This window comes from Nonomuraea sp. NPDC052116 (assembly GCF_040680035.1).
Lineage (GTDB): Bacteria > Actinomycetota > Actinomycetes > Streptosporangiales > Streptosporangiaceae > Nonomuraea > Nonomuraea angiospora_A.
The window spans coordinates 459,109-478,484 of the sequence record NZ_JBFAWA010000001.1 but is presented as its reverse complement, the minus strand read 5'-3'; the positions used below and the strand labels follow the sequence as shown (position 1 = coordinate 478,484).

General features: G+C 70.7%; 21 protein-coding genes. 9 read left to right on the top strand and 12 right to left on the bottom strand.

Features of this window, described 5'->3' with window-relative positions:
- Positions 1-10: 10 nt before the first annotated feature.
- A complete protein-coding gene (locus AB0L65_RS02195; RefSeq protein WP_364239521.1) occupies positions 11-1,450 on the bottom strand; it encodes an aldehyde dehydrogenase family protein in 1,440 nt (479 codons plus the stop codon).
- 136 nt (positions 1,451-1,586) lie between these two features.
- On the opposite strand from AB0L65_RS02195, the gene AB0L65_RS02190 reads away from it, so the two are divergent.
- The 3 genes from AB0L65_RS02190 to pgeF all read left to right on the top strand — a co-directional run bounded on the left by AB0L65_RS02190 (position 1,587) and on the right by pgeF (position 4,315).
- Positions 1,587-2,630, top strand: coding sequence for a class I SAM-dependent methyltransferase (locus AB0L65_RS02190; RefSeq protein WP_364239519.1), 1,044 nt, complete (start codon positions 1,587-1,589; stop codon positions 2,628-2,630).
- A 183-nt stretch (positions 2,631-2,813) separates the two neighbouring features.
- Complete coding sequence (locus AB0L65_RS02185) at positions 2,814-3,584, top strand: enoyl-CoA hydratase/isomerase family protein (RefSeq protein ID WP_364239517.1); 771 nt, start codon at positions 2,814-2,816, stop codon at positions 3,582-3,584.
- A gap of 23 nt (positions 3,585-3,607) precedes the next feature.
- Entirely contained in the window at positions 3,608-4,315 is a 708-nt protein-coding gene (pgeF, locus tag AB0L65_RS02180; protein ID WP_364239515.1) for a peptidoglycan editing factor PgeF, read from the top strand.
- Between the two features lie 252 nt (positions 4,316-4,567).
- On the opposite strand, the gene AB0L65_RS02175 is transcribed toward pgeF, so the two are convergent.
- The 4 genes from AB0L65_RS02175 to AB0L65_RS02160 all read right to left on the bottom strand — a co-directional run bounded on the left by AB0L65_RS02175 (position 4,568) and on the right by AB0L65_RS02160 (position 7,421).
- On the bottom strand, positions 4,568-4,888 hold the full coding sequence (locus AB0L65_RS02175) for a hypothetical protein (RefSeq protein WP_364239513.1): 321 nt from the start codon (positions 4,886-4,888) through the stop codon (positions 4,568-4,570).
- Positions 4,889-4,944: 56 nt separating this feature from the next.
- The gene (locus tag AB0L65_RS02170) at positions 4,945-6,102 is read right to left on the bottom strand and encodes an ATP-dependent DNA ligase (protein ID WP_364239512.1); all 1,158 of its coding nucleotides are present in this window, start codon (positions 6,100-6,102) and stop codon (positions 4,945-4,947) included.
- Positions 6,086-6,820 carry a pyrimidine reductase family protein gene (locus AB0L65_RS02165; RefSeq protein WP_364239511.1) on the bottom strand — a complete coding sequence of 245 codons (735 nt, stop codon included), beginning with the start codon at positions 6,818-6,820 and terminating at the stop codon, positions 6,086-6,088. The genes AB0L65_RS02170 and AB0L65_RS02165 overlap by 17 nt, the downstream gene beginning before the upstream one ends.
- A gap of 100 nt (positions 6,821-6,920) precedes the next feature.
- Positions 6,921-7,421, bottom strand: a complete 501-nt coding sequence (locus tag AB0L65_RS02160) for a GNAT family N-acetyltransferase (RefSeq protein WP_364239509.1) — start codon at positions 7,419-7,421, stop codon at positions 6,921-6,923.
- A gap of 163 nt (positions 7,422-7,584) precedes the next feature.
- On the opposite strand from AB0L65_RS02160, the gene AB0L65_RS02155 reads away from it, so the two are divergent.
- Positions 7,585-7,998 carry a hypothetical protein gene (locus tag AB0L65_RS02155; protein WP_364239507.1) on the top strand — a complete coding sequence of 138 codons (414 nt, stop codon included), beginning with the start codon at positions 7,585-7,587 and terminating at the stop codon, positions 7,996-7,998.
- Here AB0L65_RS02155 and glgX read toward each other — a convergent pair.
- A complete protein-coding gene (glgX, locus tag AB0L65_RS02150) occupies positions 7,952-10,072 on the bottom strand; it encodes a glycogen debranching protein GlgX (RefSeq protein ID WP_364239506.1) in 2,121 nt (706 codons plus the stop codon). The genes AB0L65_RS02155 and glgX overlap by 47 nt on opposite strands.
- A gap of 112 nt (positions 10,073-10,184) precedes the next feature.
- Positions 10,185-10,610 carry an OsmC family protein gene (locus tag AB0L65_RS02145; protein ID WP_364239504.1) on the bottom strand — a complete coding sequence of 142 codons (426 nt, stop codon included), beginning with the start codon at positions 10,608-10,610 and terminating at the stop codon, positions 10,185-10,187.
- A gap of 152 nt (positions 10,611-10,762) precedes the next feature.
- Between AB0L65_RS02145 and AB0L65_RS02140 the strand changes: the two genes are divergently transcribed.
- From AB0L65_RS02140 to AB0L65_RS02125, 4 genes are all read left to right on the top strand, one after another.
- The gene (locus tag AB0L65_RS02140) at positions 10,763-11,320 is read left to right on the top strand and encodes a sigma-70 family RNA polymerase sigma factor (protein ID WP_350722683.1); all 558 of its coding nucleotides are present in this window, start codon (positions 10,763-10,765) and stop codon (positions 11,318-11,320) included.
- Positions 11,320-12,210, top strand: coding sequence for a maleylpyruvate isomerase family mycothiol-dependent enzyme (locus AB0L65_RS02135; RefSeq protein ID WP_364239503.1), 891 nt, complete (start codon positions 11,320-11,322; stop codon positions 12,208-12,210). The genes AB0L65_RS02140 and AB0L65_RS02135 overlap by 1 nt, the downstream gene beginning before the upstream one ends.
- Before the next feature lie 241 nt (positions 12,211-12,451).
- Positions 12,452-12,976 carry a hypothetical protein gene (locus AB0L65_RS02130; RefSeq protein WP_364239502.1) on the top strand — a complete coding sequence of 175 codons (525 nt, stop codon included), beginning with the start codon at positions 12,452-12,454 and terminating at the stop codon, positions 12,974-12,976.
- A gap of 104 nt (positions 12,977-13,080) precedes the next feature.
- A complete protein-coding gene (locus AB0L65_RS02125) occupies positions 13,081-13,653 on the top strand; it encodes an HD domain-containing protein (RefSeq protein WP_357732042.1) in 573 nt (190 codons plus the stop codon).
- 30 nt (positions 13,654-13,683) lie between these two features.
- On the opposite strand, the gene AB0L65_RS02120 is transcribed toward AB0L65_RS02125, so the two are convergent.
- Positions 13,684-15,021, bottom strand: coding sequence for an ankyrin repeat domain-containing protein (locus tag AB0L65_RS02120; RefSeq protein WP_364239501.1), 1,338 nt, complete (start codon positions 15,019-15,021; stop codon positions 13,684-13,686).
- Positions 15,022-15,189: 168 nt separating this feature from the next.
- On the opposite strand from AB0L65_RS02120, the gene AB0L65_RS02115 reads away from it, so the two are divergent.
- Positions 15,190-15,939, top strand: a complete 750-nt coding sequence (locus AB0L65_RS02115) for a DUF1707 domain-containing protein (protein ID WP_364239500.1) — start codon at positions 15,190-15,192, stop codon at positions 15,937-15,939.
- Between the two features lie 7 nt (positions 15,940-15,946).
- Here AB0L65_RS02115 and AB0L65_RS02110 read toward each other — a convergent pair whose 3' ends face one another.
- From AB0L65_RS02110 to AB0L65_RS02095, 4 genes are read right to left on the bottom strand one after another with little or no spacing between them, the layout of a single operon-like run.
- Positions 15,947-16,741, bottom strand: a complete 795-nt coding sequence (locus AB0L65_RS02110; protein ID WP_363965766.1) for a sirohydrochlorin chelatase — start codon at positions 16,739-16,741, stop codon at positions 15,947-15,949.
- The gene (locus AB0L65_RS02105; protein ID WP_350722673.1) at positions 16,723-17,451 is read right to left on the bottom strand and encodes a phosphoadenylyl-sulfate reductase; all 729 of its coding nucleotides are present in this window, start codon (positions 17,449-17,451) and stop codon (positions 16,723-16,725) included. Before AB0L65_RS02105 ends, AB0L65_RS02110 begins: the two co-directional genes overlap by 19 nt.
- The gene (locus tag AB0L65_RS02100) at positions 17,448-17,591 is read right to left on the bottom strand and encodes an Insertion element protein (RefSeq protein WP_185077756.1); all 144 of its coding nucleotides are present in this window, start codon (positions 17,589-17,591) and stop codon (positions 17,448-17,450) included. The genes AB0L65_RS02105 and AB0L65_RS02100 overlap by 4 nt, the downstream gene beginning before the upstream one ends.
- Positions 17,588-19,276, bottom strand: a complete 1,689-nt coding sequence (locus tag AB0L65_RS02095; RefSeq protein WP_364239498.1) for a nitrite/sulfite reductase — start codon at positions 19,274-19,276, stop codon at positions 17,588-17,590. The genes AB0L65_RS02100 and AB0L65_RS02095 overlap by 4 nt, the downstream gene beginning before the upstream one ends.
- Positions 19,277-19,376 lie beyond the last annotated feature (100 nt).

Below are 19,376 nucleotides of genomic sequence, written 5' to 3'. Positions count from 1 at the left end.
ATCTATCCGACTAAATCTGGATTATGGCCGCCTTTTCGCGGGTGTACTCGAGGACCGAATCGTGCCCGTACCCGCTGTCCTTGACGCCCCCGAACGGGAGGCCGGGCGGCATCTGCCGGAACGTGTTCACCCACACCGTCCCGCTCTGCAGATCGCGCACGAAACGGTGCGCCCGCCCCAGGTCACGCGTCCAGACGCCGGCCGCCAGGCCGTAGCGGGAGTCGTTCGCGATCTCCAGGGCCTCCTCGTCGGAGGAGAACGGCATGGCCACCGCCACCGGGCCGAAGATCTCCTCCTGGCAGAGCCGGAGCGAGTTGTCCGTGGTCGTGTAGAGGGTGGGGGAGACCCAGTAGCCGCCCGGCAGGCCGGGCACCACCTCCGCCCCCGTACGCCCGCCGAAGAGCAGGCTCGCCCCCTCCTTCTCGGCCAGCTCCAGGTACGACCTCACGTGCTCGTACTGGGCCGAGGAGACGATCGGGCCCATGGTCGTCCGCAGGTCGAGCGGGTCGTCCAGGACCAGCTCGGCGCAGATGCGCGCGATGCGGTCCAGCATCTCGTCCCAGATCGAGTGGTGGATGAGGATGCGGGAGCCCGCCACGCAGACCTGCCCGGCGTTGCCCGTGTAGACGGAGTTCACGGTGACGCCCTGGGCGGCCGCGTCCAGGTCGGCGTCGGGGAAGACGATGTTCGGGGACTTGCCCCCGAGCTCGAACGTCAGCGGCTTCAGCGCGTCCGCCGACGCCCGGGTGATGGCCTGGCCGGTGGCCGTCGAGCCGGTGAGGCTGATCTTGGCGACGTCGCGGTGCCGTACGAGCGCGTCCCCCACCTCCTCGCCCAGGCCGCTGACGATGTTCAGCACCCCGGGCGGGAACACCTCCGCCAGCAGCTCGCCCAGCCGCAGCACCGACGCGCTCGCCTGCTCGGCCGGCTTGACGATCACCGTGTTGCCTGCCGCCAGCGCGTACGCCGCCTTGGCCGAGAACGTGGAGATGGGCGAGTTCCACGGGATGATGCAGACCGCCACCCCGTACGGCTCCCGCCGCGTCAGCCCGAGCGTGTCCGGGCCGAGGATGACCGTGTCGCCCTTGGCCGCGTCCAGGCACTGCCCGGCGGCCAGTTGCCACAGGTACGCCATCCCGGGCAGGTCCTTCTTCAGCGTGTCGCGCAGGATCCGGCCGTTGTCGCGCGTCTCCAGCCTGGCCAGCTCCTCGGCGTTGCGGGCGAACACCTCCGACACCTTGCGCAGGTAACCCGCTCTGGCCAGGGCGGGCAGCGCGGACCAGCCTGGGAAGGCGCGCCGGGCCGCCGCCACGGCCGCCTCGGCGTCGGGCGCTCCGCTCGCCGGGATCCGCGCCCACACCTCCCCGGTCGCCGGGTTGACCGAGTCGAGGGTTCTGCCGTCGCTTGCGGGGACCAGCTCGCCGCCGACGAGATTGCGATAGTCAGACACGGACCAAGCATATGCTTGCTTGTCATCATTCGCCATGAAGCCCTAAGATCACGTAAAGTGCCCGGATCTTCACGCATAGCGGTCCTTGGCGTCGGGGATGACGCTTCGCATGGCATATCGACTGTTGAGCCGGTTGGTGTATGGCTCCCGATACGACCGCATTCCCTGGGCGCAGCGCGTGTACGTCCGTCCGGGGGAGCGCCTGGTGCGCGAGGCGCAGTGGCAGCTGCTGACCACGCGGGCCCCGGTCATGGAGCTGACGGACTACCGCAGGCTCAGGCCGCTGAAGGCGAACGAGGAGTTCCTGGCCTGCATGATGTGCGGGGAGTCGCGCCAGCAGCCGATGTTCGAGCCCTCCGGCAACGGCTGGCACTATCACGTCGTCCGCTGCCCCTCGTGCGGCTTCCTCTACCGCAACCCCAACATCTTGCCCGAACGCCTCGGCGACCTGTACGCCACCGGCTACAACACCTTCCTGACCGGCTCATACGCCGCAAAACGGCAGCGCCGGTACGAGCTGACCATGGACGCGTTCTCGCCGGTGTTCGACGAGGGCAAGGAGCGCCGGCTGCTCGACTTCGGCTCGGGGACCGGGCTGTTCCTGGAGCTGGCCGAGCGGCGCGGGTTCGACGCCTGGGGCGTGGACCTGTCGCCGGAGTCCGTCGTCCAGGCCAACGAGCGGCTGAGCAGGGCGCGCGCGTATCTGGGCGCCCCCGAGGACGTGCCGGAGATCGCCGCGGGCGGGTTCGACGTGATCACCCTCTGGTCGGTGCTCGCGCACCTGCCCAGGCCGCTGGACGACTTCCGAAGCTTCCGGCGCCTGCTGGCGCCCGGCGGCGTGCTGCTCATCCTGACCGTGAACGCCCAGTCGCTGCTGCTCAAGGCGTACGGGCCGGCGTGGAGCGGCTTCACCAGGAATCACCTGATGTTCTACTCCCCGTGGACCGTGCGCAGGCTGCTGAGTCGTACCGGCTTCGCGGGCGTCTCCTTCGCCCCGCACTACGGCGACACGGTCGAGGCCGGCACGACCGCCCTGCCGCGCCCGCTGCGGCGGAGGCTGCGCCGCAACGTGAACCTCAGCGACGGCGGCAACATGATGCGCGTGCTGGCCTTCGCCGACGACGAGGCGATCGGCCGCTGGGGCGGCGGCCCGCTCACCGTCCACCGCCTCAGCCGCTGAACTCCTCGTCCTAGACCACTTCCGCGCGGCGTCCCGTGTCGTCCTCGCCCCGCAGCGCCGCTGCTCTTCGACGAGCAGCCGGAGCTGGGTGTGGGGGCTGCCGGCCTCGTTCTTCAGCGGGAACGTAAAGTTTGATCTGCCGATTGCGCCGCTGCTCATCCCACGGAGAGTCAAGGAGACGGTGTGACCGAGCTCGTCATCGACGCCGACGGGCCCGTGCTGCGGGTCACGTTCAACCGGCCCGAGCAGCACAACGCGCTGACCTGGGCGATGTGGGACGGCCTTTACGACGCCTGCGAGCGGGCCGACGCGGATCCCGCCGTCAAGCTGCTCGTGTTGTCGGGGGCCGGTGGGCGGGCCTTCGTCGCGGGCACCGATATTTCGCAGTTTTCCACCTTTGTTGATGGGGACGATGGGATCGCGTACGAGCGCAAGGTCCAGCGGATCATCGACCGGCTCGAACGCGTCAAAGTGCCCACCGTGGCCGTCGTCCAGGGCTACTGCGTGGGCGGGGGCCTGGTCGTGGCCGCCGCCTGCGACCTGCGGCTGGCCGTGCCGGGTGCCCGGTTCGGGGCTCCCATCGCGAGGACGCTGGGCAACTGCCTGTCGATGAACACGTACTCGCTGCTCGTCCACCACCTCGGCCCCGCCCGCACGCTGGACATGCTGCTGCGGGCCCGCATGTACACGGCCGAGGAGGCGCACGCCGCCGGGTTCGTGGCCGAGCTGTGTGCTCCCGGCGACCTGCCCGCGCGGCAGGCGGAGGTGGAGGAGCGGCTGCTCTCCCACGCGCCGCTGTCGATGTGGGCGGCCAAGGAGGCGGTCAGGCGGCTGCGCGTGGCCGGCCTGCCGGACGGGGACGACATCGTGGCCACGGTCTTCGGCAGCGCCGACTTCCATGCCGCCGTGCCCGCCTTCCTCGCCAAGGAGCGGGCCACCTGGCAGGGCCGGTGAGCCTCGCGCTCTAAGATCGAGCCATGGAGCTGGCCCCTGGAGTGCGTGTCGCCGTCACCGATCGCCACGGGGGGATCAGCGTCCCGCCGTTCGGGTCGCGCAACCTCGGCGGGATGGTCGGCGACGACCCGGAGGCCGTGCGGGCCAACCGGGCGGGGGTGGCCGCCGAGCTGGGCGTGCGGGGCGTCGTGTTCATGCGCCAGGTTCACAGCGCCGATGTCGCGTACGTGAGCGAGCCCTTCGGGGACGATCCGCCCGCGCTCGACGGCGTGTTCACCACCGCGCCGGGGCTGGCGCTGGCCTCGCTCGGGGCCGACTGCCCGGCGGTGCTGGTGGCCGATCCGGTGGCGCGCATGGTGGGCGCCGCGCACTCCGGCCGCCCCGGCACCGAGGCGGGCATCGCGAGCGCCCTGGTGGCGGCCATGGCGGCCAAGGGCGCGGTGCCGGGCCGGATGGTCGCGCTGGTCGGGCCCGGCGCGTGCGGCCGCTGCTACGAGGTGCCCGCCGACCTGCGCGAGCGGGTGGCCTCCCGCGTCCCCGAGACGTGGTCCACGACGTCGTGGGAGACGCCCGCGCTCGACCTGCGGGCCGGGATCGAGGCCCAGCTCCGTGCCGCGGGGGTCCAGGACGTACGCCATGACGCCCGCTGCACGATCGAGTCGGCGGAGCTCTACTCGCACCGCAGGGAGCAGCCGGGCGGCCGTTTCGCCGGACTCATCTGGCTCACATAGGACCTCGGCGCCGAGGCGGTGGTGACGGGATCAGGTCGCCCGCGTTCTCGCCGCGTCCGGGCGGCACGGATCGTGTCCGTGGTCCGGTGATGTGGGGGCGGGGTCCCTCACGCCCGCGGGTTTCCGGTCCGGCCTGGATGGTCCGATGCTCTACGAGGAGCGGCGCCGGCCCGCCACGCTGAACGCGCGCCGGAGCTGGTCGGTGGAGACCGACACCTCCCCGGAGTGAAGGACAGGCGCGGGCCGCCGGAGTCAGCCGCTCTTGTCGTTCGACCTCCCCGAGTTGAAGATCACGTTGATGATGATGATCCCGAGCCAGATCGGCACCAGATAGCCCGCCTTGCCGTCCCCCAGCAGGACCAGCAGGAGGGTGGAGATGGTGCCAAGGCTGAGCGAGACGATCGCCAGGGCGAGCCGCTGCCCGTCGGGCGCCCGGTCGCGTGCCGGCGCCTTCGACGCCCGCTGCGCGATGCGCTCATCCACCCGCCGGTCGACCTCCTGCCCCATCTTGTCGAGGAAGGACTCGACCACGGCGTCCTCGAACTCCGGCCCGAGGTCCCGGCGGGCGGACACAGCTGCCTTTAACTCATCCCCTGTACTCATATGTCGAGATATAACGGGTGGCGTGGCTACCGGGCAAGGATGTCGTCCAGGTTGTAACTCACGGGACGTTCGAGCTGCTCGTACGTGCATGACTCCGGCGTGCGGTCGGGCCGCCAGCGCCGCCACTGCGCCGTGTGCCGGAACCGGTCGCCTTCCATCTGGTCGTAGGCCACCTCGATCACCAGCTCCGGCCTGAGCGGGATGAACGACAGGTCCTTCTTGGCGTTCCACCGCGACACCGCTCCGGGCACCCGCTGCCCGCCCGTCGCGGGCCCGGCGGCGGGCTGGCCGACGTTGGCCGCCGCCTGCTGGGCCCAGTGGCCCCAGGGGTGCTCGCTCAGCTCCGCGAGGTACGGCTTGATCTCCTCGACCAGCTCGGCCCTGCGCGCTATCGGGAACGAGGCCGCCACGCCCACGTGGTGCAGCCGGCCGTCGTCACCGTAGAGGCCGAGCAGCAGCGACCCCACGATCGGACCCGACTTGTGCTCGCGGTAGCCGCAGATCACCACGTCGGCCGTGCGCTCGTGCTTGACCTTGAACATCGTGCGCTTGTCGGGGATGTACGGCTGGTCGCCCGGCTTGACGATGATGCCGTCGAGCCCCGCCCCCTCGAACATCTCGAACCACTCGGCCGCCTGCTCGTCGTTGGTCGTGACCGGGGTCAGCCGAATGGACTCGCCCTTTTCCGAAAATATCCCCTCAAGCCGCGCGCGGCGCTCCGAGAACGGCGTCTCCATCAGCGACTCGTCGCCCAGCGCCAGCAGGTCGAACGCGACGAACTGGGCCGGCGTCTGCTCCGACAGCAGCTTCACCCGCGAGGCCGCCGGATGGATGCGCTGCTGCAGCGCGTCGAAGTCGAGCTGCGACCCCCTCGGCAGCACGATCTCGCCGTCCACCACGCACCTGTCCGGCAGCTCCGCCCTGACCGCCTCGACCAGCTCCGGGAAGTAGCGCGTGAAGGGTCGCTCGTTGCGGCTGCCCAGATAGACCTCGTCGCCGTCGCGGAACACGATGCACCGGAAACCGTCCCACTTCGGCTCGTAGAACAGCGAGCCGTTCTGCTTGGGCATGGCCTTGACCGGCTTGGCCAGCATGGGCGGCACCGGCGGGCGCACCGGCAGGTTGGGCACCGGCTGCTCTTCGGCGGACTCCGCTGGCCCGGTCGGCTCAGTCGGCTCGGTCATGGCTCTGCTCCCTGTCGTATTTGCAGAAGAGGACCCCCTCCTCCTCCAGCACCTGGCTGAGGCGTAGCGAGACCTCCGAGGGCTCGCCGTTGAGTATGCGCGCCGCGCCGCCCCCCACCAGCAGCGGGCTGATGGACAGGCACATCTCGTCGACCAGGTCCTGGGCCGCGAGCTGGGCGTTGATCCTGGGGCCGCCCTCGCACAGGATCCTGGTCAGCCCGCGCGCGTGCAGCTCCGTGACGGCCGGCGCCAGGTCGACGCTCTCGCCCCCGGCCACGATGACGTCGGCGTGCCTGGCCGCCGCCTTGCGCCGCTCGTGCGGGGCGGCCTCGCAGGTGATCACGATCGTCCGGCTGGGCGCTTCGGTGAACAGCTCGTCGTCGAGGTCGAAGTCCAGGCTGCGGGTGATGACCGCGATGGGCGGCACCTCCGGCCTGCCCGCGCGGATCTCGCCCCACCAGTCACGCGGGGGGACGGGACCGTATCCCTCCTTGCGCACGGTCGCGGCGCCCGCGAGGACGACGTCGGCCAGGCCGCGCAGGGTCTGGAAGATCCGCTTGTCACCCGCGCTCGACAGCCCGCCCGAGCGGCCCTTCAGCCACGCCGCGCCGTCGGCGCTGGCCACCATGTTGAGCCGCAGCCAGGGCCGCCCCTCGGGGTAGGCGTACGCCTGCACGATGTCCGGGTTGTCTTGTATGTCGGGATAGATGCGCCGCACTCCTCTACCTTGGCACACCCCACCGACAGTCGGCCCGCGCGGGAGCTCGCGCGGGGGCGGGGCCCGCTCGTCGCGGGCCCCGCCCCTGTTCCTGGGCTGGTCAGGCCGTGGTGAAGGAGATCCACGCGTCCGGGGGGACGTCGGGCCGGTTCGGCACGGCCAGGCGCTCCTCCGTCCACGCCTCACCGGTGATCTCGGTGGCGACGCGCCGCCAGAACGCGACGGCCGCCGCGTTCGAGTCCTGGAAGGCGATCTTCCAGGGGCCGGGGTGCCGGGAGATCACCTCCCGCACGACCTCCATCCCGATCCCGGACCGGCGCGCGCCGCGTACCACGAAGAAGCTGTTCAGCACGCGCGCCGGGCCGGACAGCGCGCGCACGAACGAGAACCCGACGGGCCGGTCGTCGCTGGTGAACAGGTAGGCCGCCCAGTCGTCGTCCTCGAGCGCCGAGCGCAGCCGGTCGCTGTGATAGGTGGCGTCGGGGTTGGGCAGCCCGCCCTGGAACTCCGCCATGTCGTGGCGGAACATGAGCCAGAGCCGTTCGACGGTGGGGTGGTCGGCGGCGCACACGGGCCGCACGGTTGCCAGAGAAATGGTCATACAACCACTTTCCGGCCGGAAACAACATCCGGCCGGAAAGGTAAAGCTAGCAGATGCGAGCGGGCATTTCGGTATATGGGGCGTATAGCACTTTTGTGTATCCAAGGACGCGCGGGCGTTCACGTGCTTACGTGGCGGAAGGGGATCGGGGGAGGGAGGCCCTGTGGGTCTGATCACCGCTGTGGCATGGGCGGTCGCCGCGCTGGCCGGGGTGTACCTGCTCTACTTCTGGCTCTCCGGGGACGGGCTGCGCCGGGCCAAGGTCACCCGCTTCCCGGCCGCGCTCGTGTTCTCCCACCCGGCGCTGGCCGTGTCGGCGCTGGTGTGCTGGGTGGGCGGGCTGGTCACGGGGAGCAGGGCGCTGGCGTGGGCCGCGTTCGGAGGGCTGGCGGTGGCCGCGCTGCTGGGGTTCACGATGTCCACGCGCTGGCTCGGGGCCGGGCGGCACACGACGTGCGGGCGCCGGTTCCCGGTGCTGGCGGTGACGCTGCACGGCCTGGCGGGGGTGGCGACGTTCGCGCTGATGCTGCTCACCGCGAGCGCGGCCGGCGCAGGACCTGGAGGGAACGGGCCGTGACGGCGACCAGGTCGCCTGCCTGCCAGCCCTCGTCCACGAACGCGTCCTCCATCGTCTCGTGGCTGGTGTCGAGCACGGGCACCCATCCGGTGCCGCACTCCTCGCCCGGCAGCGTGAACGACATGTTCTCGTGGTGGGCGTTGATGAGCAGCAGGAACGAGTCGTCCACGATCCGCTCGCCGCGCGGCCCCGGCTCGGTGATGGCCTCGCCGTTGAGGTAGACCATGAGCGACTTGGCGTAGCCGATGTGCCAGTCGCTCGCCGTCATCTCCGTGCCGCCCGGGGTGAGCCAGACCAGGTCGCGCTTGCCGTCCTCGGGATGGCGGCCGTGGAAGAAGCGGCGGCGCTGGAAGACCGGGTGCTCGCGGCGCAGCTTCGACAGCGCCCTGACGAACTCCAGCAGCTCCGGCTCCGTGTGCAGCATCGACCAGTCGACCCAGGCCAGCTCGTTGTCCTGGCAGTAGGCGTTGTTGTTGCCGCGCTGGGTGCGGCCGAGCTCGTCGCCGTGGGAGAGCATGGGCACCCCCTGCGACAGGAACAGGGTGACCAGGAAGTTGCGGCGCTGGCGGTGGCGGAGCTGGACGATGCCGGGGTCCTCCACGGGGCCCTCGGCGCCGCAGTTCCAGGAGCGGTTGTCGTTGGTGCCGTCGCGGTTGTCCTCGCCGTTGGCCTCGTTGTGCTTGTGGTCGTACGAGACCAGGTCGCTGAGGGTGAAACCGTCGTGGCAGGTCACGAAGTTGATCGAGGCGACCGGGCGGCGGCCGGAGGACTCGTACAGGTCGGCGGAGCCGGTCAGGCGGGAGGCGAACTCCGGGAGCGCGGAATGCGTGCCTCTCCAGAAATCGCGCACGATGTCGCGATATTTGCCGTTCCACTCCGTCCACAAAGGCGGGAAATTCCCGACCTGGTAGCCGCCAGGCCCCACGTCCCACGGCTCGGCGATCAGCTTGACCTGCGAGATCACCGGATCCTGCTGGATCAGGTCGAAGAACGCGCTCAGCCGGTCGACGTCGTGCAGCTCCCTGGCCAGCGCCGAGGCCAGGTCGAACCGGAACCCGTCCACGTGCATGTCGAGGACCCAGTAACGCAGCGAGTCCATGATCAGCTGCAGCGCGTGCGGCGAGCGTACGTTGAGGGAGTTTCCGCACCCGGTGTAGTCGAGGTAGTAGCGCCGGTCGCCGTCGTGCAGCCGGTAGTAGGCGGCGTTGTCGATCCCCCGGAACCCCAGCGTGGGCCCCATGTGGTCGCCCTCGGCCGTGTGGTTGTAGACGACGTCGAGGATGACCTCGATGCCCGCCTCGTGCAGCGCCCGCACCATCGCCTTGAACTCCAGCACCTGCTGCCCCCGCGTCCCCGCGCTGGAGTAGCCGCCGTGGGGCGCCAGGTAGGCCATGGTGTTGTAGCCCCAGTAGTTGGTCAGCCCGCGGGCGACCAGGAAGTGCTCGGGGATGTAGTGGTGGACCGGCATCAGCTCGACCGCCGTCACCCCCAGCGACAGCAGGTGATCGATGATCGCCGGATGCCCCACGCCCGCGTACGTGCCGCGCAGGTCGGGCGGCACGTCGGGGTGGCGCATGGTGAGCCCGCGCACGTGGGCCTCGTAGATCACGGTCTGGTGGTACGGGATGCGCGGCGGCCGGTCGTTGCCCCACTCGAAGAACGGGTTGATGACCACGTTCTTCGGCATGTAGGGGGCGCTGTCCTCGGTGTTGCGCCGGGTCGGATCGGTGAAGTAATAGGGGAACAGCGCCTGGTTCCAGGTCAGCTCGCCGTCGATGGCCTTGGCGTAGGGATCGAGGAGCAGCTTGGCGGGGTTGCACCGGTGGCCCTGCGACGGGTCGTGCGGGCCGTGGACGCGGTAGCCGTAGCGCTGGCCCGGCTGGATGCCCGGCAGGTAGCCGTGCCAGACGAACCCGTCGACCTCGGGCAGGTCGACGCGCTCCTCGGTGCCGTCGTCATGAAAAAGGCACAGCTCGACTCGCTCGGCGACCTCGGAGAACACCGCAAAGCTGGTGCCAACGCCATCCCAGGTGCCGCCGAGTGGATAGGGCTCGCCCGGCCAGACCTCGCGCATGTGGCCCAATTGTCGCACGCGAACACGCTCTTGGTCGCTCAATGCGCCGATCGCCCTCCGTACCGGGGTCTCCACGTGCCCGGCCTCCGGGCCGGGCAGGTCGCGGCGACCGTCAGAGCAGCTCGGCGTCGAGCGTGATCATGGTGCCCGTCAGGGCCTTGCTGACCGGGCAGTTGGCCTTGGCCGTCTCGGCGGCCTCCGCGAACTGCTCGGCCGAGATGCCGGGGACGCGGCCCTTCACCGTGAGCACGATGCCCGTGATGCCCTCACCCGGCTGGAACGTCACGTCGGCGCTGGTCTCTAGCGACTCCGGCGGGGTGCCGGCGCCGGCCAGCCCGTGCGAGAGCGCCATCGAGAAGCAGGAGGAGTGGGCGGCCGCGATGAGCTCCTCCGGGGACGTCTTGCCGTTGGCCTCCTGGGACCTGGACGGCCAGGAGACCTCGAACGTGCCCACCCCCGAGGTGTCGAGCGACACGGTGCCCGAACCGTTGATCAGATTGCCCTTCCACTGGGTGGTGGCGGTGCGAGTGGTGGCCATGACGTGCTCCCTCCGTATTGGTCCTCCGACCTTATCGCGCGCCGGCAAACTCCCTGCCTCTCGGTCATCCGGCTCTACTTTTCCGGCGAATAATGACATGCTCGGGTCGCGGCGCACCCGCCGCCTTCTGGTCCGGATTACACGGGAGTGTGGTGCCAGTGGAGGCACCGTACGACGACCGCCTGCTGCACCAGCGGGTGGTCGGCGGCGATGAGTCCGCGCTGGGCGAGGTCTACGATCGGCTCTCCTCGCTGATCTTCGGGCTGGCGCTGCGGGTCACCAGGGACCGGGTGATCGCCGAGGACATCACTCAGGAGGTGTTCCTGGTCTTCTGGGAGCGCCCCCTGTCCTATGACCCGGAACGCGGCACCTTACGCGCCTGGCTCGCGACGATCGCGCACCGCCGCGCGGTCGACCACGTGCGCGCCGAGGAGCGGCGGCGCGTGTCGGCACTCGGACCCAGGCTGTTCGAGCGCGAACCTGACAGACTGGAGGACACGGTCCTGGCCTCGGACGAGGCCAAACGGGTGCGGCAGGCGGTGACCTCGCTGCCCGACGGCCTCCGGGAGGCGGTGGAGCTCGCCTACTTCGGCGGCAGGACCTATCGGCAGGTGAGCGAGGAGCTGGGCGTGCCCGAGGGCACGGCCAAATCGCGCATCCGGCTGGCGCTGAGACGCCTGGCGGACGCGCTTGCGGAGGAAGAGGTGTAATGGACCCCATCGAGCGCCTCTATCTGGACGCGATGATGGAGGACCCGGAGGTGCCGGCCCGTTCACTGCGGCCCCAGCTCCTGGCCGGGGCCAGGGCCCGGCGCAGGCCCGCGGCCCCCACCGCGGCCTGGGCGGAGCCGTACGCGGGCCGGGTGGCCGCGATGGACGCGCTGCTGACCTCGGCCGTGGACGACGACTGGTCGCGCGTGATCGTCGAGGGCTGGACCCTCCAGGAGCTCGTCGCCCACCTGGCCGCCAAGGACGGGCTCCTGGCCGCCTCCGTCGGCGCCCCCGTGCTGGGGCCGCCCATGGGCGCGACCGATTCGACGGGACGTACGAGCGACGTTCAGGCGTACGAGCGCACCCGCAGCCCCGAGCAGACGAGAAGGGACTGGCGGGCCCAGGCCGACGCCCTCTGCCGCCACCTGGCCGACCTGCCGCCCACGACCCCGGCCACCCTGGACGGCATGGAGGTCCCGGTCCGCGACCAGCTCCTGGCGCGCTGCCTGGAGACCTGGATCCACACGGCCGACGCCGCCCGGACCGCCCGGCTGCGCCTGCCCGACCCCATCGCCGACCACATCCACCCGACCGCTGACCTGTGCGCGCGCCTGCTGCCCTGGACGATGCTCCTGTCGGGCATGGACGGCTCCGGCCGCACCCTCCACCTCACGCTGACGGGCGCGGGCGGGGGCGAGTGGCAGGTGCCGCTGGGCGTGGAGGACACCCGGCCCGGCACACCGGACGCCCACATCACGGCGGACGTGGTCGCGTTCTGCTTCCTGCTGGGCGGCAGGGGAGAGCCCGCCGAGTTCCCGGCCGAGCTGGCCGGCGACCTGCCGCTGGCCAGGGACGTCCTGACCGCGGCCCCGGCGCTTTCCGGCCCCTGACCGGCGGCGCTGTCCATTCTGGGAGAATTGGGCGGGAAATGCCCTGGGATATAGCGCGAGGTCCTTTAAGTAACTCGCAAAACCATCGTTTAATGACCCCGCCGGGTTTTGACAGGTTATTTGGGTTTACATAGTTAGGCGAGAATATTCACATGGGTACGTCTGCCCCTGTCTGAGTGCCTGCGGAGATAGTGGGCACTGGATTTCGGGCCGATCTACCCATGAACGGAAACGAATGCACGTGAACACTGAAAGTCGGCAATCGCGGACGCCTCGCCATGGGCGGGCCGCGACACTAACGCTGGCCGGCGCCATCGTCGGCTCCCTGTTCCTGCCCACGGGTCTGGCGGCCGCGGCGAGCGCGGTGCCCAGCAGCGCCGCCGTCCCGGCGGGCGTCGGGGTCATCTCGAACGAGAAGCCGCCGCTCTGTGGCAAGCACTGCGGTCGTCGCGGATGGGGCGGGGGAGGATGCTGGCGCCCCTGGTGTGGCCCGTGGGGCTGGGGCGGCTGGGGCGGTCGCCACCACCACCGTCGCGACGACGAAGAGATCATCCGCATCCGTCAGCCGCGTCCCCATCATCACCACCACCATCCGGTGCAGGAGACGAGGCCGACGGTGGTGGCGCCACCCGTCAAGGAGCATCCGGTCAAGGACGACGACCAGTTCGAGGCCCCCGAAGAGACGGGCCAGGACGAGACGGGCCAGAACGACAGCTGGTGGCCCAACGGGGACGACTGGCGGGATATCTTCGGCGGCGAGAATTAACCGGTGAGCTGAAACAGCTCCCGTTTTCGGAGAACGGTCGATGACAAATGCCGTGGCCGGCGAAACGGCCACGGCATTTGCCGTAGGAGAGGAGGGTCCCCGTGATGGACGACGCGACGGGACTGGCGGGGCTTCTGTACGAGTTCGGGCTGCTCAAGCGCTACAAGCGGACCGGGTGGCTGGTGGCGGGCGTACGGGACCCGGAGAGCATCGCCGAGCACTCGTTCCGCGCGGCCGTCATTGCCGGCGTGATCGCGAGGCTCGAAGGCGCGAATCCGGAGCGGGCCGCGTTCATGAGCCTCTTCCACGACACCCAGGAGACCCGCATCACCGACATCCCGTACATCGGCAAGCGCTACCTCAAGGCGGCCTCCAACGAGGACGTCACCGCCGACCAGATGCGCGGCCTGCCCGCGGAGGTGGCGGACATGGTCGGCGACGCGGTGGGGGAGTACGAGGAGAAGGCCAGCCTCGAAGCCGTCTGCGCCCGGGACGCGGACAAGCTGGAATGCCTCATCCAGGCGGTCGAATACCGGGAACAGGGGCACCAGAACGTCCAGGGCTGGATCGACAGCTCCCTGGACGCCCTGACGACCCCGACCGGGAAACGGCTGGCCGAGGAGGCCCTGCGCACCGGCACCCTGGAATGGGTGACGCGCGTGCTCAACGGCGACTGAGCACTCCCCGGACCGGCGGGAGGGTGCGGGTCAGCCGGTGACGGGCTGGCTGACGAGGTCCCGCTCGTATTCGTCGTCGCTCTCCGCCAGCACCCGCTCCACCCCCTGCGAAGCGCGCTCGTCGCCGCGCGTCAGCAGCCCGCGCGTGGCCTCGGCCACCGTGCGCAGGTCGGCGTCGGCGAGGCGGGCGGCCAGGGCCTCACGGATGACGGGCGTGTCCTCGGACAGCCCGGCGAGCCCGGCGGTGGCCCAGTCGCGCACCTCCGTGTCCTCGTCCTCCGTCATCGCGATCAGCAGCGCCAGGCCCTCCTCGTGGCCCGGCGGCAGCACGTCGGCCAGCGCGATCGCGTCCGTCATCGTGCGCTTGTGCCCGGGACGCCCGATGACGTCCAGCACGTACCGCAGCGCGCGGGCGTCCCCCTGGTGCCCGAGCGCGGCCAGGACCGACCGCAGCACCTGCGGGTTGCCCTCGGTGGTGACCATCTTCTGCAGCAGCGGCAGCGTCGTGTCGAGGTAGGGCTTCTCCCCCTCCGCGAACCCGAACTGGGCGATCGCGTCGACCCCGAACTCCCGCTCCCTGGCGTCCTCGCTCCCGCACAGCCGGACCAGCGCCTCGTACGTCTCGTCGTCCGCCCGCTTGCCCAGCGAGTCGGCCACGATCCACCAGGTCTCGGCGTCCTCGTCGATGTCGCGGTGCGCGACGGCCCGCGCCACGAGCTGCTCCACCGGCGTGTACGTGCCCGTCGCGTCCTCCAGCAGGGTCGCGACGGCGGCGTGGCCGCGCTGGGCCTGCACCTGCTCGCTCTCCGAGCCGTCGGCCGCGCGTCCGGCCACCGTGACCAGCTCGGTGCCGTCCTTGGCGTACTGGCGGGCCACGACGTACTCCCAGCCCTCCTTCTCGATCTGGTCGAGCAGCGCGCTCTCCAGGTGCACGCCCACCCAGGAGGCGGCGATCTCGAGCGGCGTGTCGCCGTCGCCGTCGTACTTCTCGGCATCGGCGCCCGCTTCGAGCAGCACCTGCACCACGCCCAGCGCGCCGCGCCGGACGGCCAGCGTGAGCGGGGTGTCACCGGACTCGTTGGCCGCGTCGACCTCCGCGCCCGCCTCGATCAACGCCTTGGCGGTGGCGGCGTGGCCGTTGGAGGCGGCCCAGTGCAGCGCCGTCCAGCCGCCCTCCTCCCGGCCGTTCACGTCGGCACCGGCCGTCAGGAGCGCGCCGGCCACCTCCACGCGGTCCCAGGCGGCGGCCGCGCACAGCGGCAACCCCTCCTCACCTGGGCTGTTGGGATCGGCGCCGCCGGTGAGCAGCTTGCCCACGGTCTCGGTCTCGCCGTTCAACGCCGCGCGGTAGAGCTGTTCCTCATGCATGACAGGGACCCTAGCCTGGTCCGGCCGCGCCCCGGGCCAAGCCAGAGCCCCGTGTCATCGCTTGGTACGCGCCAAAGCGGCGTCTAGGTTCAAACACCTACAAGGGATGACATGTTTTCCTTCTCGGGGAGGAGTCACATTCCCGGCAAGACGCGATATGTTGCGAGTATGACTGATCCCGGTGGGCTCCGCGCCTCGGACGCCGAGCGCGAGGCCGTCGTCGAGCAGCTGCGTGTCGCATCGGTGGAGGGCAGGCTGACGCTCGCCGAGCTGACCGACCGTACCGAGGCCGCCTATTCCGCGACCACGCACGCCGAGCTGGCCCTGCTCACCCAGGACCTGCCGGGGGGAGTCACGCCCGCGCCGGCGCCGGCGCCCGCCCCGGTGCCCACGGGCAGGAAGCGGCGGTGGTTCGTGGGCTTCATGGGCGACTCCAAGCGGCGCGGGACCTGGCGGATCGACCAGGAGCTCGGCGCGGTCGCCGTGATGGGCGACGTGGTGCTCGACCTGCGCGAGGCCGAGGTGCGCACGGACATGGTGGACATCATGGCCGTCTCCGTGATGGGCGACGTCAAGATCATCGTCCCCGACGGCGTGAACGTGGACCTCGACGGCGTGGCCGTCATGGGCGACAAGCGGGTGGACGTTCTCCAGGCGGCCCCCGGCATGAACGTCCCGGTGGTGCGCGTGCGCGCGTACGCCGTGATGGGGGACGTCAAGGTGATCGGCGACTCGCAGGCGCAGCCGGTGCAGCGCGCGTTCGCGGCCTGGCGGGAGCACTGGCGGCGGCTGCACGGCGAGGACTGGCGGGCGCTGGGCCGGCAGGTGCGGCAGGAGACCCGCGAGCTGAACCGGCAGGCCCGTGAGCTGGGCAGGCAGGCGCGCGGGGACCGCCGCGGCGACCGGTGGGGCTACTGACCCCGGCTCAGCCGACCAGGGAGGACACCGGCTGCCGCTGGGCCGCCTCGTAACGCTCCAGGAGCACCTCCACCAGCTCCGGCGCCGGTCCGAGCACGTCCGACACGACCGCGGCCCCGGCCTCCAGGCTCGTCTGCCGTACCTTGTCCGCGAAGTAGCCGGGCGCCAGCAGGTACGGGGCGACGACGACCTTCGGCGCGCCCGCCCGCCTGAGCGCGGCCACGGCCTCGGCCGGCGACGGATCGGCGGCCGACGCGTAGCCGGCGGACACCGTCCACCAGCCGGAACGCCGCCACGCCCGCGCCTGCCCCGCGATCACCGCGTTGGCCCTGGCGTCGCTCGAACCCGCCGACACCAGCACGACCGCGGTCTCCGGGTCCCCGGCGCGCACGCCCGCCTCGGCCAGGCGCCGCTCCAGCGCCGTCAGCAGCAGCGGGTGCGGCCCCAGCGTGCTGCCATAGTGCACGCGCAGGCGCGGCTCGCGCGCCCGGACCTCGTTCAGCGCCGCCGGCAGGTCCACCCGGCTGTGGTAGGCCTCGGTGAGCAGCAGCGGCAGCACAACGGCCTCCTGGAGGCCGCTCAGCGCCTGTCCCAGTGCCGGGGTGCAGTGGTCGAGGTACGCCACCCGTACGGGCACCTCAGGGCGCGCCAGGCGTACCCGGTCGAGCAGCGCGGCCACGGTGGCGGCGGCACGCGGGTCTCGCGACCCGTGCGCCACCGCCACCAGTGGCACGCGGCCGGGGGCCGCCCCGCCTGCCAACGGGACGGGTCCCCTGCTGGGGATCACAGGTGAATGCCGCATTCGACCTTCCCCAGGCCCGCCCAGCGTCCGCTGCGCGGATCCTCTCCCTCCGCGACCTGCCGCGTGCACGGCGCGCAGCCGATCGAGGGGTAGTTGTCGTAGTGCAACGGGTTGATCAGCACCCCGTTGTCGGCGATGTAGTTGTCGACGTCCTCCTGGGTCCAGGCCGCGATCGGGTTGACCTTGACCATCTGCCGCTTGGCGTCCCACTCGACGACCTTGGAGTCGGCGCGGCTGGAGGACTCGTCGCGGCGGATGCCGGAGATCCAGGCCAGGTACGGCTCCAGCGCCCGGTTGAGCGGCTCGACCTTGCGCAGGAAGCAGCACAGGTCGGGATTGCGGCCGAACAGGCGCGGGCCGAGGTCGCGATCCTGCTCCTCGACCGTCCGCGACGGCTTGATGTCGATCACGTTGACGTCATAGACCTGGCGCACCGCGTCACGCGTGCCGATCGTCTCGGCGAAGTGGTAGCCGGTGTCGATGAACAGCACGTCCACGCCGGGCTTGACCCTGCTCACCAGGTCGATCAGGAGGGCGTCGCTCATCGAGGAGGTCAGGCACAGCCGGTCGCCGAACGTCGCCGCCGCCCAGCGGATGATCTCGCGGGCGGGGGCGCCCTCGAGGAACGTCGCGGCGGACTCGACGATGTCCTGCAGGTCAAGGGTGCCGCGCTGCTGTTTCAGGCCGACCTCGATGTCCACGAGCGTCATATCTTCACTCCGATCCCGAGAAACTTGAGCTTGAAGGCGCGGGCGCAGGCGCGGCAGTACCAGCCGCCGTCCCCCTCGTAGGGTTCGAGGTCCTCGTCGCCGCAGTACGGGCAGTGGAACGGGACCGCTCGCTCGCTCATTTGAGGTCCGCCTCGTCGGCCCGCTGCACCCAGTCGGCGAACGACTCGCCTTCCTTCTTCTGGGCGTCGAAGTGCTTGACGACGCGCTCCACGTAGTCGGGCAGCGCCTTGGCGGTGGTCTTGAGGCCGCGCACCTTGCGCCCGAAGCCGGCATTGACGCCGAGGGAGCCGCCCAGGTGGATCTGGAAGCCCTCGACCTGGTCGCCGTTCTCGTCCACCACGAGCTGTCCCTTGAGGCCGATGTCGGCGACCTGGATGCGGGCGCAGGAGTTGGGGCAGCCGTTGACGTTGATCGTCAGCGGCTCCTCGAAGGTCGGCAGCCGCCGCTCCAGCTCGTCGATCAGGTCGGCGGCCGCGGCCTTGGTCTCGACGATGGCCAGCTTGCAGTACTCGATGCCGGTGCAGGCCATCGTCTGGCGGCGGAACGTGGACGGCCGGACCCGCAGGTCGTTGGCCTCCAGCTCGGCCACGATCGAGTCGACCTGGTCGGGCGCGACGTCGAGGATGACCATCTTCTGCTCGACGGTCGTGCGGACCCGGCCGGAGCCGTGCCGCTCGGCGATGTCGGCGATCAGGTGCAGCCTGTCGCCGTCGAGCCGGCCCACCTTGGGCGCGAAGCCGACGTAGAAGTTGCCGTCCTTCTGCGGGAAGACGCCCACGTGGTCGCGGCGGCTGCCGCGCGGCAGCTCGGGGGCGGGCCCGTCGGGCAGCGGCTCCTTGAGGTACTCCTGTTCGAGAACTTCGCGGAACTTCTCGACTCCCCAGTCGTTGACCAGGAACTTGATGCGGGCCCGGTGCCGCAGCCGCCGGTAGCCGTAGTCGCGGAAGATCCCGACCACGCCCTCGAAGACGTCGACCGCCTGCTCCGGCCGGACGAACACGCCGATCCGCTTGCCCAGCATCGGGTTGGTCGACAGCCCGCCGCCCACCCACAGGTCGTAGCCGACCTCGCCCTGCTCGTTGACCACGCCGACGAACGCGATGTCGTTGATCTCGTGCACCGTGCAGTGGGCGGTGCAGCCGCTCAGCGCCGACTTGAACTTGCGGGGCAGGTTGGAGTACGCCGGGTTGCCCACGATCCGCTCTTGCACCTCGTGGATCTGCTCGGTCGCGTCGAGCACCTCGTCGGCGTCGATCCCGGCCAGCGGGCAGCCCAGGATCACGCGGGGGGTGTCGCCGCACGCCTCGGTGGTGGACAGGCCCACGGCCTCCAGGCGCTCCCAGATGTCCGGCACCGACTCGATCTCGATCCAGTGGAGCTGGATGTTCTGGCGGTCGGTCAGGTCGGCGGTGCCGCGGCCGTACTCGTTGGAGATGTCGGCGATCGTGCGCAGCTGGGCGAGGTCGAGCTGGCCGCCGTCGATGCGCACCCGCAGCATGAAGTAGCGGTCGTCGAGCTCCTCCGGCTCCAGGATGGCGGTCTTGCCGCCGTCGATGCCGGGCTTGCGCTGGGTGTAGAGGCCGTACCAGCGCATGCGGCCGCGCAGGTCGGCCGGGTCGATCGAGTCGAAGCCCCGCTTGGAGTAGATGTCGATGATGCGCTGGCGGACGTTGAGGCCGTCGTCGTTCTTCTTGTTCTCTTCGTTCTTGTTGAGCGGCTCACGGTAACCGAGAGCCCACTGGCCTTCGCCGCGCGGGCGTTTGTGGTGCCGGCTGGCAGGAGTGCGGCTGGCAGGGGTGCTCATTGCGCGTCCTTCGGTTCATGGGCGCGCGCAGGGTTCCTCCTGCCTCGTCGTCGAGGGCAGGGGTGGAGAGGAGGTGTGCGACGCGCTCAGCGGTGAAAAG

Bases quoted from the DNA above. Each gene is read 5' to 3' on its own strand.
- pgeF (WP_364239515.1), top strand. From the start codon at position 3,608: ATGGAGCTGGCCCCTGGAGTGCGTGTCGCCGTCACCGATCGCCACGGG.
- AB0L65_RS02170 (WP_364239512.1), bottom strand. From the start codon at position 6,102: ATGACCGAGCCGACTGAGCCGACCGGGCCAGCGGAGTCCGCCGAAGAG.
- AB0L65_RS02160 (WP_364239509.1), bottom strand. From the start codon at position 7,421: ATGACCATTTCTCTGGCAACCGTGCGGCCCGTGTGCGCCGCCGACCAC.
- glgX (WP_364239506.1), bottom strand. From the start codon at position 10,072: ATGCGCGAGGTCTGGCCGGGCGAGCCCTATCCACTCGGCGGCACCTGG.
- AB0L65_RS02145 (WP_364239504.1), bottom strand. From the start codon at position 10,610: ATGGCCACCACTCGCACCGCCACCACCCAGTGGAAGGGCAATCTGATC.
- AB0L65_RS02135 (WP_364239503.1), top strand. From the start codon at position 11,320: ATGGACCCCATCGAGCGCCTCTATCTGGACGCGATGATGGAGGACCCG.
- AB0L65_RS02125 (WP_357732042.1), top strand. From the start codon at position 13,081: ATGGACGACGCGACGGGACTGGCGGGGCTTCTGTACGAGTTCGGGCTG.
- AB0L65_RS02120 (WP_364239501.1), bottom strand. From the start codon at position 15,021: ATGCATGAGGAACAGCTCTACCGCGCGGCGTTGAACGGCGAGACCGAG.
- AB0L65_RS02115 (WP_364239500.1), top strand. From the start codon at position 15,190: ATGACTGATCCCGGTGGGCTCCGCGCCTCGGACGCCGAGCGCGAGGCC.
- AB0L65_RS02110 (WP_363965766.1), bottom strand. From the start codon at position 16,741: ATGCGGCATTCACCTGTGATCCCCAGCAGGGGACCCGTCCCGTTGGCA.
- AB0L65_RS02105 (WP_350722673.1), bottom strand. From the start codon at position 17,451: ATGACGCTCGTGGACATCGAGGTCGGCCTGAAACAGCAGCGCGGCACC.
- AB0L65_RS02100 (WP_185077756.1), bottom strand. From the start codon at position 17,591: ATGAGCGAGCGAGCGGTCCCGTTCCACTGCCCGTACTGCGGCGACGAG.
- AB0L65_RS02095 (WP_364239498.1), bottom strand. From the start codon at position 19,276: ATGAGCACCCCTGCCAGCCGCACTCCTGCCAGCCGGCACCACAAACGC.